At 63.8% G+C, this 14424-nt stretch carries 13 protein-coding genes; 5 read left to right on the forward strand and 8 right to left on the reverse strand.

The features are described 5' to 3' along the window. Nucleotides 1–63: 63 nt before the first annotated feature. From ACX5I4_RS08915 to ACX5I4_RS08925, 3 genes are read right to left on the reverse strand one after another with little or no spacing between them, the layout of a single operon-like run. Nucleotides 64–939, reverse strand: coding sequence for an ABC transporter permease (locus tag ACX5I4_RS08915; protein WP_461836352.1), 876 nt, complete (start codon nucleotides 937–939; stop codon nucleotides 64–66). Beyond that, nucleotides 939–1718: an ABC transporter ATP-binding protein gene (locus ACX5I4_RS08920; protein WP_461836353.1), complete on the reverse strand. Its 780-nt coding sequence runs from the start codon at nucleotides 1716–1718 to the stop codon at nucleotides 939–941. The genes ACX5I4_RS08915 and ACX5I4_RS08920 overlap by 1 nt, the downstream gene beginning before the upstream one ends. Further along, nucleotides 1715–2986, reverse strand: coding sequence for an amidohydrolase family protein (locus ACX5I4_RS08925; protein WP_461836354.1), 1272 nt, complete (start codon nucleotides 2984–2986; stop codon nucleotides 1715–1717). The genes ACX5I4_RS08920 and ACX5I4_RS08925 overlap by 4 nt, the downstream gene beginning before the upstream one ends. Before the next feature lie 194 nt (nucleotides 2987–3180). On the opposite strand from ACX5I4_RS08925, the gene ACX5I4_RS08930 reads away from it, so the two are divergent. From ACX5I4_RS08930 to ACX5I4_RS08945, 4 genes are all read left to right on the forward strand, one after another. Continuing rightward, a complete protein-coding gene (locus ACX5I4_RS08930; protein ID WP_461836355.1) occupies nucleotides 3181–3870 on the forward strand; it encodes a helix-turn-helix domain-containing protein in 690 nt (229 codons plus the stop codon). Next, on the forward strand, nucleotides 3867–4844 hold the full coding sequence (locus tag ACX5I4_RS08935; RefSeq protein WP_461836356.1) for a PDR/VanB family oxidoreductase: 978 nt from the start codon (nucleotides 3867–3869) through the stop codon (nucleotides 4842–4844). Before ACX5I4_RS08930 ends, ACX5I4_RS08935 begins: the two co-directional genes overlap by 4 nt. 47 nt (nucleotides 4845–4891) lie before the next feature. Continuing rightward, nucleotides 4892–6187 carry an amidohydrolase family protein gene (locus tag ACX5I4_RS08940; protein ID WP_234750512.1) on the forward strand — a complete coding sequence of 432 codons (1296 nt, stop codon included), beginning with the start codon at nucleotides 4892–4894 and terminating at the stop codon, nucleotides 6185–6187. Between the two features lie 772 nt (nucleotides 6188–6959). Continuing rightward, complete coding sequence (locus ACX5I4_RS08945; RefSeq protein ID WP_461836357.1) at nucleotides 6960–7196, forward strand: hypothetical protein; 237 nt, start codon at nucleotides 6960–6962, stop codon at nucleotides 7194–7196. Between the two features lie 472 nt (nucleotides 7197–7668). On the opposite strand, the gene ACX5I4_RS08950 is transcribed toward ACX5I4_RS08945, so the two are convergent. The 3 genes from ACX5I4_RS08950 to ACX5I4_RS08960 form a co-directional block, all read right to left on the reverse strand. Next, nucleotides 7669–8469, reverse strand: a complete 801-nt coding sequence (locus ACX5I4_RS08950; RefSeq protein WP_461836358.1) for a hypothetical protein — start codon at nucleotides 8467–8469, stop codon at nucleotides 7669–7671. Further along, the gene (locus tag ACX5I4_RS08955; RefSeq protein WP_461836359.1) at nucleotides 8466–9449 is read right to left on the reverse strand and encodes a winged helix-turn-helix transcriptional regulator; all 984 of its coding nucleotides are present in this window, start codon (nucleotides 9447–9449) and stop codon (nucleotides 8466–8468) included. Before ACX5I4_RS08955 ends, ACX5I4_RS08950 begins: the two co-directional genes overlap by 4 nt. Nucleotides 9450–9704: 255 nt before the next feature. After that, nucleotides 9705–9890 carry a hypothetical protein gene (locus ACX5I4_RS08960; RefSeq protein ID WP_284990439.1) on the reverse strand — a complete coding sequence of 62 codons (186 nt, stop codon included), beginning with the start codon at nucleotides 9888–9890 and terminating at the stop codon, nucleotides 9705–9707. A 557-nt stretch (nucleotides 9891–10447) separates the two neighbouring features. Between ACX5I4_RS08960 and ACX5I4_RS08965 the strand changes: the two genes are divergently transcribed. Beyond that, entirely contained in the window at nucleotides 10448–11134 is a 687-nt protein-coding gene (locus ACX5I4_RS08965; protein ID WP_461836360.1) for a DUF6308 family protein, read from the forward strand. 35 nt (nucleotides 11135–11169) lie between these two features. On the opposite strand, the gene ACX5I4_RS08970 is transcribed toward ACX5I4_RS08965, so the two are convergent. Continuing rightward, complete coding sequence (locus ACX5I4_RS08970) at nucleotides 11170–12111, reverse strand: hypothetical protein (RefSeq protein WP_461836361.1); 942 nt, start codon at nucleotides 12109–12111, stop codon at nucleotides 11170–11172. Nucleotides 12112–13698: 1587 nt separating this feature from the next. Next, complete coding sequence (locus tag ACX5I4_RS08975; protein ID WP_461836362.1) at nucleotides 13699–14364, reverse strand: TetR/AcrR family transcriptional regulator; 666 nt, start codon at nucleotides 14362–14364, stop codon at nucleotides 13699–13701. Between the last annotated feature and the right edge of the window lie 60 nt (nucleotides 14365–14424).

The following is a 14424-nucleotide window of genomic DNA, read 5'->3' on the forward strand; positions in this document are numbered from 1 at the left end:
TCCTGAATGGATAAGGATGGGACGTGCACGGTGAAACATTTGTGGGGTGGGCGGGCGCGGTCTTTAGCGGGCGTCGACGTCGTACCAGGCGCCGACCACGAACTTGGTGATCAAGCCGAAGAGCCAGAAAATCACGACGCCGAACAGTGAGGCGGCGATGATCGCGGCGAACAGTTCGGCGGATTCGACGCGTGATTGGTAGTTGCTGATGAGGGAGCCGATGCCGGGGGTGCCGCGGCGGAAGAAGAAGTCTCCGACGATGGCGCCGACGACGGCGAGGCCTGCGGAAATGCGCATGCCGGCGAAGACCGCCGGCAGGGCAGCTGGCAGTTGGAGCTTGGTCAGGACCGTCCAGCGGCTGGCTTTCTGCAGCCGGAAGAGTTCAAGCTGGGAGCGGTCAGCCGATTGGAGCCCGAACAGGGTGTTCGAGACGACGGGGAAGAGCGCGATCATGACACACACCACGGTCCGGGAGAAGAAATCGAAGCCGAACCAGAACCCGATCAGGGGCACCAAGGCGAGGATGGGGATGCACTGCAGGATCACGGCGTAGGGAAACAGCGAGCGTTCGATCCATTTGGCCTGTGACATTGCGATGCCCCATGCCATACCGATGACGATCGCCGCAGCGAGACCGGCGAGGGCGACGGCAGCGGTCTGCCCCAGGCTTGCCAGGATCTCGCCAAGGACTTCCGGGGCCAGTAAGCCTTTTCTGACCACCTGGTCCGGAGGCGGCATGAGGAACCGTCGCTTCTCGTCCAGCACCAGGTAGCTGACTGCGTACCAGAGCCCCAGGAGCATGAGGGAGACGAGCACGGGCGGAACCCATGTGGCCGTCTTGGGCCTGCGAACCCGAACATCGGGCGTCGTTCGCTTGATGGGGGAAGGCCCGGAGGCCGTGGCTTTGGGGGACTTCTCGGGGTTGATCGTGGCTGACATCAGTGGTGCCCCTCTCGGAGTGCGTGGGAGACGTCGCCGACCAGGGCGGCGAACTCGGGGGTGAAACGGATGTCAGGGTCACGAGGCACAGGGAACGGCACCTCAAACGTGCGCACAATCGCTCCGGGCCGTCCCGACATGACCACCACCTTTGTGGAAAGGTACACGGCCTCGGAGACGGAGTGAGTGATGAACAAGCCCGCAAAGCGGCGCTCGGCGAAGAGCCGAAGAAGTTCATCGTTGAGTCGCTCGCGCGTAATCTCATCAAGGGCTCCGAACGGTTCGTCGAAGAGGAACAGTTCCGGGTCCAGGGTGAGTGAACGGGCCAGGGAGGCCCGCATCTTCATGCCGCCGGAGAGCTGCCGCGGAAGGTGCTCTTCGAAGCCTTTGAGCCCGACCAGTTCGATGGCCTCCCGGGCCTTCTGCGAGCGGATAGCCCGGGGCTCCTTCCTTAACTCGGCCAGCAGTTCGACGTTGGATTGGACGTCGCGCCACGGTAGCAGGGTGGCATCCTGGAAGACGTAACCGATCCGGGACGTGGCAATGTTGACGGTTCCGTGGGAGGAGCTTTCCAGCCCGGAGGCGATGCGCAGCAGCGTGCTCTTGCCGCAGCCGGAAGGTCCGACAACGGTTACGAACTCACCCTGGCGGACCGTGAGGTCCACGCCCGAGAGGGCGACGGTCCCGTTGGGGAAGGTCATTTCGACATCCTGGAAATCGAGGAGCCTCGTCCCCTCGTTCCGGGTTTCCGACAGCGCAGCTGCCTGTGTTTCGGTCATGCGGAGTACCTCGGTTCCATGGGGGCTGAAAGTTGACGCAGACTTGCGGGGGTGGCGATGCGGCGCGATATTTCGCTGTGTGCCACGAGGCGCCCCGCGTGGATGACATATCGGTCAGGTGAGGCATTTGCGACCACATCGCCGATACTGGTGCCGCGGATGGCCACTAGCTCGGCGTCCGCGCCCTCCACCGGGCCGGCCGCGAGCATCCCCATGACGGAGCGGGCGCCGACGGAAACTGCCTGATAGGCCTCGGCAGGCGTCAGATGCGCGGCGACAACGAGCAGCCCTGCCGTTTCGAAGGCGTCGCTTCGCCCCACAGGGTTGAAGGGGTCGCGGACGTTGTCGGCCCCGGCACCCAGCCGGGCCCCCCGGTCAAGGAGCGTTCGGACTGCAGTGAGGCCGCGCGGCGTCGATGCCGGGTGGTCCCAGCCTTGAAGGTAGAGGTTGGTGATCGGGAGGGTGACTATGCCGAGGTCGCTCGCGAGAATCTCGTCAATCACACCGTGGAGGCCCTCCGGTTCGAGGGTTCCCAGTCTGACGCAATGCCCGGCCGTCCTCATCCGCCCCGCTGGCCATTCGCGGACAAGTCGGGCGAACTCGACGATCGTGAGCTCGCCATCCAGGCTCTCGTCCGTGTGAAGGTCGACGCCGACGCCGCGGCGTTCGGCGAGTGTGATCAGTCGGCGCAGATCTGCAAAGGGGTCTGCGCTGAGATGTGGTGATCCGCCCACGAGGTCGACTCCAAGATCGAGGGCTGCTTCGATGTCGGCGTCCGGGACCTCGGAACCTGCAAGGGCCACAAGTTCGAGGTCCATGAGCCCTTCGAGCTCCTGGCGGACAGCAACAAGGGCTTCGACGCCGCGGAGGGGTTTGTCTCCGAGCAGGACGTCGACGTGGCACCGCACCGACGTGGTGCCGTTGGCGAGCAGCGTGAGCGCCGCTTCAAGGGCCCGGCCGCGGATGTCGTCGACGGTCATTGTGGAGGCGTGGCGGCGCCACGCCTCGATCGCGTCTCGCAGATCTCCCAGGGGAGGCCGGATGGCCTCCGCGGACAATGCCTTGTCAAAGTGAGCGTGCGGTTCGGCGGGGGCCGGGAGGAGCATGAAGCCGCTGAGGTCTATCTCCGCTCCGGAGCCGGACCGCCGGCCTTGCCCAGCGGCCACGACGCGGCCAACCCGGTTTCCGTTGATCTCTACGTCCCGGACGGTTCCGTCGGGAAGCGTAGCTGAACGAAGGAGCGAGATATGGAAAGGCAGCTGGTGCATCCGGTCCTCCGATTTCATTGCTCTCGATGTGTGGCAAAATGTTGATACACTCAACATGTTGATAGCTTCAACATACGGTGGTTGTGTTTCGCCCACGTAACAAGTCGGTTTCCCGACGGTGAATCAGCCGGGGTCCTGCACCACGGCTGGTGAAATTACAGTTCCATAGTCCTGAAGGACCGAAAGGAGTCACGGTGAAAAACCCGGTAGACGTGGCGCGATCCGGCGGCGAAGGCACCGGCCGGGCCCCCGCCATTGACAGGCAGATCGCACTGATGGGACGGCGCGTCCGTGTGCTGCGCAAGGACAAGGGACTCACGCTGGTCCAGCTCGCCGGAGCAACAGATCTTTCGCATTCCTTCCTGAGTCAACTGGAAAGGGGTCTTGCCCGTCCGAGCATGTCGTCGCTGGATCGGATCTCCCACGCATTGGGCATCAGCCAGATCGAGCTGATGCTCGCGGCGGAGTCCCGCGGCGCGTCCTCGGACGACCACGGCAACGTCCACGTGGTCCGGGCCGACGAAGGCGTCCGCGGGCCGACGCGCAAGGGCGAGGCCCGTACCCTGGCCCGAGGGAACCGGGGAGTCATGACCTTGGAATGGCGCGACTCCAGTGTCGAACCGGGCAGGTTCTTTGTGCATGACGAGGACGAGTTCCTGTTCATCATTTCCGGCAGCGTGCTGGTGGACCTGGACAACCGCGGGTGCGAGCTGCTGCATGCGGGGGACTCGATCCACTACCCGGGCGGCACCCGGCACCGCTGGAGCTCACCGGATGGCAGCGTCTACCGTGCCATCGTCGTCAAGGAAGACCGGTCGTTGACCGGCGGGACCGGCGACGTCCACTTCGAGCGCGCGGACGCCGATCTGGACGGGAAATCATGAGCGCCGAAAACGTCGAGGTGTTCGAGGTCAGCGTCGCGGCGCGCCGAGAGCTTGCGGCGGGGGTCGTGGCCTTCGAGCTGGCAAGAGCAGACGGCTCAGCCCTTGCCCCGTGGACGCCCGGTTCACATCTCGATGTCCTGTTACCTGGCGGGATAGAACGGCAGTACTCCCTGTGCGGCGGCACGAGTACCGGATCGCCCTGGCGGATCGGAGTATTGCGCGAGCCCGCCGGCCGGGGCGGCTCCATCCAGTTGCACGACTCCGCCACAGTTGGGACCAAACTGCGCGTTCGGGGCCCCCGCAACCACTTCCCGTTCGCACCCGAAGCGGGGGCCCGAATCATCTTTGTCGCTGGCGGAATCGGCATCACGCCCATCCTTCCCATGGTCCGCGAGGCAGCTGCACGGGGCCTCGACTGGACCCTGCTCTATGCCGGGCGCTCCCGGCAGACCATGGCGTTCGTGGACGAACTGCTCGCCTACCATCCGGAACGGGTCCGGATCCACGCCGCAGATGAAGGTCAGCGGCTGGAACTAAGCGTTCTTGCGGCCGACAGCCGTCCAGGACCCGGTGCCCGGCTTGCCGTGTACGGCTGCGGACCCGCCCGGCTGCTCGACGGCGTCGAGGACGCCTTCGCCGGCTATCACGGAGTAAGCGTGCATCTGGAGCGTTTCACCCCGAAGGAGAACGGCGCTCCGGTCTATAACGGACCGTTCGAGGTGGAACTCCAGCAGACAGGTGTGACCGTCACAGTGACCGAGGGCCGCACGATCCTGGAGGCCGTGGAAGAAGCCGGGGCTTTTGTTCTTTCCTCCTGCCGCGAAGGTACCTGCGGCACTTGTGAGACCCCCATCGTCTCCGGAACGGCTGATCATCGAGACTCCGTTCTGACAGCGGCGGAACAAGCCGAGAACCGCGTGATGATGGTCTGCGTCTCGCGCGCGGCGTGCAGCCGCCTCGTGCTCGATCTCTGACCCCAGCCGCCACCTTCACCCAAACGACCACTATCCAGGGAGTCCCCATGCTCACTATCACCAACGCCGAACGGATCTTCATCGACGGCAACGAGGAACGCACCGGCCCGCTGCATATCAGTGAAGGTACCGTGGTGGGCGCCGACCCCGCCCAAGACGACGGGGAGGTCCTTGACGCCACCGGCTGTGTAGTCACCCCCGGCCTGGTGAATGCGCATCACCACCTCCTCCAATCCGCCTTCCGTACCCTCCCGGGCACCCGAGGCGTAGCGATGAGCGAATGGCTGCCCACCATGGCAACCGCCTATGATGCGGCCAGTGTCGACCCCGAACTCGCGAGTTTTGCGGCCTCAGTGGGTGCCGCGGAGGGCTTGCTGTGCGGGGTGACCACCGTGGCCGACCACCACCTGAGTTGGCCCCGGGGCGCCGACACCGTGTCAATCGCCCGGGCAAGCGCCGAGGCCGTCCGCCGAGTTGGCGCGCGTCTTGCCTTCGTACGGGGAACCGCAGGCGACGATCCCCAGGCCGCTGCTGCCTCCGCGGAGGATATCGTTTCGGCCTTGCTGCCCGGCACCACCAGCGGGGTGAGCGGCGATGGCATGCTCCAGCTCGCCGTCGGGCCCGCCGGAGTCCACAGCGACGGCCCTGAAACATACAAACTGCTCGGCGAGGTGGCCCGCCGGCACGGGCTACGTCGCAGGACCCAATCGAACGAGCAGGTGGACGTCGGAATTGCCCAGGAGCACTACGGCCGCCGCCCTCTGGAGCTTCTGGAGGACTGGGGCTGGCTTGAGGACGATGTAACCCTGGCTCACCTGTGCGGCGTCACGCCCTGGGAGATCTCCCGGATTGCCACATCTGGCGCAACCGCGACCCATGCCCCTGGCTGCGACCTCCCCATGGGCTGGGGAATCTCACCGGTCGCCGCACTGCTCGACGCCGGCGTGAAAGTGGGCCTCGGCACGAGCGGCGGCGGCTCGAACGACGCCGGCCACCTCCTCGCAGATGCACGGCTGGCCATGCAGATTGCGCCCCTTGTGGGCCGGGCCGTGTCCGCCCGCGAGGCACTCAGCATCGCCACGGAAGGCTCGGCACAAGGCCTTGGCCGCCCCGAACTCGGCCATTTGCGGTCCGGGGCCGCAGGCGACTTATGCGCGTGGGATGTCGCAGGCATCGCCGACGCCGGCGTCGCGGATCCCGTTGCAGGGATCTTGTGGGCATCGCCCGGGCGCCGGCCACGCCATGTGGTGGTCGCGGGCAGAGTGGTCGTCCGCGACTTTCAGCTGGTCAACACGGACGAACACGAACTCGTCACGGCCCTGCGCCGACGCGTGGGCCGATAATCCTGGCCCTAGTAGCCAGGGTCGGCCGCTCGGCGATGAGGAGCTCTCACGGGTTTCTTTCGCGCCGGCGGGACTGGATCCGCCAAGGCCTGCCGGACGGTGTCCCTGCCGACCTGATACCGCTTTGCCAACCCGCCGATCGACATGCCCTCCACACGGGCGTCTCGGCGGATCTTGGCAAGTGGTCGTCGCATCGAGGAGTGGACCTCGTGCACGATCTTTGAAGATGCATCCAGCAGCGAATGATGTTCTTGGCTACTCGAACCTCACCGACTTGCCGACAAATGCGGCGTGCGCGGCGCAAGGGGTTCTAAGCGTGGAGCCCAGGCAAGGCAATGTGAAGCCCGGAGGTAGTACCTGGCTATCAGCAGGACTGATCCCGTCCAGATGGGTTCTTGCGGCGCTTCCAGCCATGCGGTTTGGACATGACCGAAACGGTCCCAGTCGATGGTGATCCACGAACCGGTAGGTTCTCGGGCGTCAACGCTGAGGACGGTGATTTCCGCCGTCGTGCCGTGCGTTCGTCTGATGTCCCGGCGGCATTCCAGCAGGCGCGCCATCGCGTGCTGTCCACAGGCAGGACTAACGCTTCAACTGCTGTGTGACGGGGTCAGCGAGGGATGGTCGCCTGCATTGCGCCCGGTCCACGAGACGAACGAGAACTGGATTTCGTTCACCTCGCCCCAAGCAGTGTCGTCAGGATTCCTTGACAACCGATCTGGCTGCACGACAAGGTCGTGTCAGGAAAGCTTGACAACGGATCGGAGTCGCTATGTGGGATCTTGACGGCGAAGGACATGCGGGCTGGGCCGCGCCAGTTCTTGACGTCGTCATCGGGGGTGGAGTGTGGACCGCCATCTCGGTCATCGAAGGTCGCGGGGTAGCCCGTGCCGACGCTGCTGCCGTCGACGACGGCGTGGCCGCGGCGGCGGCGGTCGACGCACGGGATCCTGATGCGTTAGAGGCGCCGGAAGGAATAGCCGGAGGTAGCTCTTTCGTGCCCGTCTGAGTCGGAGGGGCGCTTGCGGTGACCCCGGAGGTTCCAGGTGCGGTCACTCCAGGCGGCAGGGTGCCGGTGAGCCACAGCCGGGTCGTTCGGTGCCGGAGCAGGGGCCGGAGGCGGCTGGTAACCGGGTGCCGACCAGGCCGGCGGAGTTGCGGCCGTCGTCGGGCGTCCGTCCGGGCCACTCGCGCCGGGGGTGCCGTTGTTGATGCCAACGCTTGTGTAGGAGCCGGGCTGGCCTGCGGCCGGAATCCACTGGCACCGCAGACCTGGTTGCCTTTGTTATCGAGCATGCAAGTGTCGGCTTGCGCGGGAACAGGCAGGAGCGTCATGGCGACAGCAGCAAGTGGAACGGTCAGTGCGGCGCGGCGGAACCGGAACGTGATCACAGTAGCCTCCTCGGCATCTGGCTTATTCACCGGGGACCATGCGAAGACCGGCCACAACCTCGTCTTCACGGAATCTGGCTCAGGGCAAGTTACCGGGTCGGCGCCGGGACATGCTCGCGCAGCAGGGCCGCGAACCTGGCCGGGGACGCGAGGCCTCTCAAAGGCTTTATGCGGCCGCGGTCGGCCAATTGAATTAGCTGGTGTAGCACCCTGGCCGCGTCCTGCCGCTGCCCCATGGCAGCCAGACGTGCGTCCCCGAATCCCCAGCTCGCCAGGGAATCCCTGTGCATCTGGACGATTTCCATCAGGGAAGAGATGTCAGCGAGGTCCTTATCTGAGGTGCGAGATTTCCACGCAAGAGCCTTGAGGATCAGGGCTGCCTCGACGTCTGGCACTGGGATCGTGAAGGCAAGGTCTTCCTTACCTCCAAGGAGCTGTACTTTCACGTCGATCAGCAACGGCGTGGCATTCAAGGCGAACCCGAGGCCTGGAATTGCATCGAATCCGCGGCCGTTGACTTCGGTTGGGCGTGTCATCGGTCTGCCGACGCCGGTGTGCGGAATCAGCAAATCTACCTCGATCTTGGCGCCTTTTTCGTCGGTGCGGATGTAATGGTTGCCCTTCACGGCCTCATACCCGCGTGCCAGGAGCTGGTGGTGCAGGTTTTGCCCAGCTGCCACGGCCTCTCTGATTCCAGCATCCGCATCGGCCGTGCTTCGTTCCGTTGCCGCGGGGGTGGGGTAAACGTGCATGAGCATCTGGACCATGTGGCCGCCGACGATCCGGTAGTCAGCGAGCGGGATACCTTCAGACGCCGCGGCGACATCGGCCAGTGCGCGGTACCCCAGGTCTGCGGCGTTGGACATTGAGATGACGTTAATGGCTGTCATCTGGCGGTCCCGGCGAGGATGGCTTCACGTAGGTGCTCAGCGGCCTCGTCGCTGTCGACGGCGTCGTCTGCCAAGACATCTTGGAGGGTCACGAGCGGGTCAGCAAGGGGGATGCTGGCGGACACGTGGACCAGCAGTGCGGTTGCCCACAGGGTCGGGTCCTCAGGGACCGTGGTGATCAGAGTGGCCTCTTCTTTGCTGGCCGGGCTGAAGCCTGCGTCGGTGAAGTCAACAGTTTCGCGCAGGTACACGAGGACGCTGTCTGGAAGCCGCCAGGGTGCATAGATGTCCGCTGCGGCGTCACCGGAGATCAGCGGCGAGGCGCCTATCTCCTTGGCGAATGCCGCTGCCTTCTCCGCCTGTTCCGTAGGGGACTTCAGGCTGTACCAGTATGAAGACACTCCGCGCGGACCTGGGTAGTTCTGGGTCAGCCAGGACACGATCGCGGAAACGTCGTGGGCCTTCCAGCCCGACTGATCATGCTCGACAAATGGGGTGAGGAGCTTCAGGTGCTTGTTCACGGCCGGCTGGCTGATGCCGACGGCGCCCGCAAGCTCCTGCTGTGTCCAGGGGCCGTCGGCGAGGGCGAGCGCGCGCAGGATGGCCCAACGACCCCACGGGGCGCGCCCGCGGGTCTTCTCAATGGGATAGTCAGTTTCCTTGCTCGATTGCAGGCGCTGCACGCCTCCGATCGTGACCGACGCCGGGTCCACGGTGATGAGGTCGACTTTGTCCTGGGAGGCGGCCTGGGAGAGAGCAGGGGTCGGGTGAGATGTCACGATGAGGGTTCGGACTTTGCGTTTGAGGATGGCATCGAGCTTGCTGGGCGTCGGAGGAGCGTCGGCGACCTGCACTTTCACTTCCCGGGTGCTGCGGTCCGGCAGCGTCAAAGAGAGCGCTTCGAGGTTGCCTCCGGAAATGCGAACCTCCGCCTGTTGCAGCAGTAGCATGGCCTGCGACAAGATAGTTTGCTGTTCCATTGTCGGAAACCTTTCTACTAGACCTAACGGGGATTATATGTCAAATAACCTTATCCGGAAAATGCCGCTTTAGGTTATAGGCGTTTGAAATAAGCGCTTGATCGGCCATTTCCCAGTCGCCCGTGCTGGCTGGGGTTCCGCGGGGCGGCCCGGCATGAAAGCCTCGGCGATTCTGGTCGAGGAGGCAAGGTGCGCGTCGCAGCAAGCATGGTTCTCCGGATCTGCTCATGTCCTTGATAGTGACCAGGACATCGACTACAACATCCGCGACGGCAAGCCCCGCCCGGTTCGCGGCGAATCGCTTGTACCGGACGGCGCGGTCGTCGACAGTCGGAACGGCGCTCCGGGAACGAGGAGGGCGGGGACGCTGTCGTTGTGTTCGGTGGCTGCGAATTCTCCGCTGGCCGGGACGCCGGCCTGCGCTCGGTTCTGGTTGGTCATACCTGTCTGTGTGCGGCAGCACCCCGGATCTGGCGCCAATCACGGGCAAAACGTAGGACCGACCCTAACCGACCCGAAACCGACCACTGGGTCGGTCAGCAAAAATCGTGCCAGCACTGGGAAGCAGGGCCCCTATATAAAACCGACTTAACCGACCTTTTAACTCTCTCTATAGGGGACCCCCATATATATAACCAATACATACCTCTTCCCTATATAAGCCCGCCCATCCCCAAAAAGGTCGGTTTGGTCGGTAGAAACCGCAAAAACCCCTGCCAACACTGCGATCCAAGACCAAAAAACAAGCCGACCCGAGGGTGGTTTCGGTCGGCAGGCGGCAGCTCAGGCCGACTCGAACCGCCCGAAGCGATGAACAGGGTCATCGCAGGAGGTCATTTCGAGAGTCTCTTGGCATGAAACGGCCGCCCTGGGAATGCTTTCCGCAGCGGCCGCCGTCGATCGCCGGATCAGTCCTTTGCGGGTGCCGGCGGACGAACAGGCCGTCACCTCAGCGAACGTGCTCATGCCCTGATGTGTGCGGCTGTAGGCTCAGGCGCATGACGGAGACTCTTATCATGGGCGGCCTGGATGTCAGCGTCCAGCACGCCAAAGAGCTCGCCTGGGAGTACATGAACCAGCCCGGCCAGTGGTCTTACCCTGCATACGACAGCTACCCGGGCAATGGCGACCGGAATTCCGTCGGTTCTCAGGATGCCTTGGCCGCCGGGCTCTTGAACGCCGGACAGAACCCGCTCAAGACCCAGTACACATTCCTGAAGATCCTGGAGCACATCGACCCGCTCCTGCGTAACAAACACTTGACCGGCACTTTGGATCAGGCCGGTCCGGAGACCCTGTCGGCCATCGCGGAGCTCTACGGTGTCCTGGACGGCCGGAAGACCCAGCAACTGCGCCTGGTGAAGCTTGCCAAGATCTTGCATCTGAAACGGCTGGGCCTGCTGCCGCTCTACGATGACAACATCTGGCGCTGCTACGGCAGGCTCGGGAAAAAGAGGATGGACAGCGTAAAGGGCCGGTCAAACACGGATTACATGACCGCTTGGCTGCCCCACATCCAGAAAGACCTCAAAGACGGTCTGCGGCGCTGGACGGACATCGCCGCACTCGCACCGGCCGGCGGTCCGGAAGTAACGCCTTTGCGGGCCCTGGACATGGTTGCCTGGCGGCTCGTCGAGGAGAAAGAACCCAGGAAACGTAAGCTGCTCCGCAGGAGACTGGCATAACTAAAGGGCACAGCAGCTCCGCTAGAAGCTGTCCGTCATTTCCAGCCGATGAGTTTGGCTTTGTCAGGTACCGCGCTGGCTGGAACCTTCTTCGGTGTTCCGCCTCCTGCGGACTCGACGGTGTACACCTCGACGTTGCTTGAGTCGGGGGCCGTCGCGAGGAATGCAACCTTGGCACCGTCAGGGCTCACGACCGTGTAGGAGGGGGTCCGGTCCGTCCGCGGGAGCAGGGCTATGCCCTCCGTGGGCGAGTCCATTAGGTCGGACTTGCTGCGAGGCTTCGCCTTGACCCGGTAGATCCCGCTTTGGCTGAAATCGACCGCTACATACTCAGTGGAGCTGATCCAGTCCTGGACAACGTAGCCTCCGACGCCCGCACCGTTTTCCTGAAACGTACCGCCCCCGTATTGGACCCCTACGAGAGTCCCGTCCGGGTTGACGAAGTAGTTCACCCCCTCATCGGGTGTGAGGGTTTTCATAGCAGTTGCCGGTCCGGTGAATCCGTTTGGGACTTTCATGATTGTGGGCTGTTTCTTTGGCCCGCCGCCGGCCTCGCGGCGGGCGAAGTAGAACGTCCCGTCGGTGCCGAACATCGGGGTGTCATCAGCGGTGACAGTGGCGGAACCGGGGGCTCCGTTCGTTGCTGCACTGACGTCGGTGAACGTTCCCGTGGTGTCGAGCCAACCAACGTGCACGGCGGCATCGGAGGTCTTCTTCACAGCGACCACGCGGTGGAAGTCGGGGGAGAACATGGCTCGTTCCATCGGAGAGGATCCGTAGGTCAGCTCCACGATCTCCGGATCGATGGAGATGGACGTGTCGGGCGAGACGAACGTCGCGACGGTGCGGGCGGCTCCAGTGGTTGGGTCGATGGCGTCCACCTCTGCGTTTCCGCTCGAGTCAGTCCGGGCGAGTATGAGGCCCGAGGCCGGCTGGGCAGCCGCCGGCGACACTCTGTCGCTGCGGGCTTGCGACACAGCGCCTCCACTGCCGGCGGTGGCCGATGGCTCTGGGCCGGAGCATCCTGCCACTGACAGACACACCCCCACGCCTAAGGTGAGAAGCACGGCAGCCGACCTGCCAGAGAAGCCGCTGAAGCCCATTGACCGTCCCCCATGATCGAGCCCGGTCGTTGACACCGGCCAGTTGCGGCTAAAGCATACCGTCAGAACCCACCGCAAGGGGCGCCACCGCCGACCAACCGTGTGGTTACGAAGCAGAGTTGTCGGGGCCGTTCCAGAGCCAGTTTCGCATCATCTCCAACGAGATCGCCGTCGTGGTGGAAGACATGGACTGGCTCATGCTGTTCTGCAGCCAAGCCATGTTCAGTTCGGTGACCAGGCCATCCCTGTTGGCGTGGCCGCGAACGGCAAGCCTCGACAGGAGCCGTAGGCCATGTATTCAAGATGATGCTTCGCGGTCTGGGCACGTGTCGGCGGTGGTGACAACGGGGGAGCAACCGGTCGCTGCGAACAGCAGGCCCGCGCATGGGACGATCCCGTAACGGCTGGGACGGTGCTTCGGTTCGGGATTCCTGATTTTGCGGTCGGTGGGGGAGTTCGACGGCCAAAATCCCGGTGTGCACAATGTGCACACCTTTGCCTTCGGACTGGGTCGTACATCGGCCGGACCGGCCCGTACTGCCTATGTTTTCTGGACTTCCCTGTGTTTCCGCGGCCTGGAATGCGGTTCGAGTCCCACCTCGGGCATAGCATTTCCCCTCGTCAGAGGGGTTTTTGCTTAACGTGTTGACAAAGCTTGCGCTGGCGCGCCTATGACGCTGGTGGTGCGGGCTTCTGCCTGGTCGCCGCGGGGCCTATTCAGGTGTGTGGGTGGCGGGTTCAACGCCGTGGCTGGTGGCCTTCCGCCTGCTGAAGTGGGGTTATGCGGTTCCTCGTTCCGGTTTGGTCGGGTGGGCCTGGGGTGTCCTTCACCTATTCATGGGCCGGGGGTGCCAGTACGACATGATGAAACCGAGTTTGTTGGAGAACGGTTCTCCGAAGGTGGGCACCCGGGGGAACTGTGTGGGTGAGTTGGTCCTGTCAAAGCGGGTGTGGACACTGTCAACACTTACGTCTGCTTTATCGACGCTGGCGGTGCGGTGAAAGCCACCGGCACAACCCACCTCACCACAGTCACTGGAGCGACCACAAGAGCTCCGTTGCACCAAAGTTGATATAGGAGGTGGGTACCATAATCCCCGGAATCACACGGGTTCTGACCTATTCTTGTACCATCTTTGTGCCACTGCAACGACCCACCTCATTAGTAACGTTGGTGGGTCGAGTTTCCCGCATTCGCAGGTGTGAGGGAAGGGCCCAGAGACGTCTTTGCTGCATGTGATTGAGGACCTCGCCAGGTGTTTCTCGTCTGAGTCAGCCTGTCGACCGCACCGACGTAGGAGGCCTTATACGAGGCGATGGGCCGCAAGGGCTAAATCGCAGCGTTCGCTCCGCGCAACGAGGGCCCACCCCTGCAACGGGACCGGTGCACCGAGTCCTCGGACTGGCCGCGAGGGACCGTTCGGAAAAAGGACGGCGCGGATTGCCGGGAGTGTCTTCCTCTCAATCTTCGATCCTCTGGTTGTGCCCTCCGAATCGGACAGAGGGGCGCCACCGGCCTCCCCAGGCGGCAATGGCGCGTTCGACATAGGTTGTCACGCTGGCGTGTATGTCGGTTTCGGGGTCGAGGAGCCATTGCAGGCCCATGCCGTCCATCACGGCAGTGAATAACCGCACTTCAATCTCAATCTGCGCGGGGGAGAGGTGAACAATGTCGCCAGCTTCGACCGCTTCCTGCAAATGCCCGGCGAGGGTTGCCAGGTTCGAGGTGTAGCGCTGGGTGATGAACGCGTGGCCCGGGTGGGCCGGACTGGAGGCTTCGGCCGCGATAGTGGTGAACAGTTCGAGCAGGCCGCGGTTGTCCCGGTGGGCGGCCATGACCTCTGGCAACCGCCGGAAGTAGTCCAATCCACTGACATCGATGAGGCCGTTCTCCACGGTCCGTCGGTCCCATTCCTCCAGCACGGCCGTGAGCAGGCCTTCCTTGCTGCCGAAATGCTGGATCAGGGTGGCGTGGTTGACGCCGGCCTGCTCGGCAATCGTGCGGAGGGATCCGCCGGCGAAGCCGTGTTCGCCGAAGACGTCCATCGCGATGCCGATGAGCTGCTCGCGTCGGCGGACGCCTGTGCGGTAGGGGCCCCGTGTTCTGGTCTCTGCGGCTTCTGGCATGTCACTACTTTCTCATGACCATTGCCGAAATATAACCAGTCGGTTATGGTTTAAGTTCGA

The organism is Arthrobacter sp. MMS24-S77 (genome assembly GCF_054888235.1).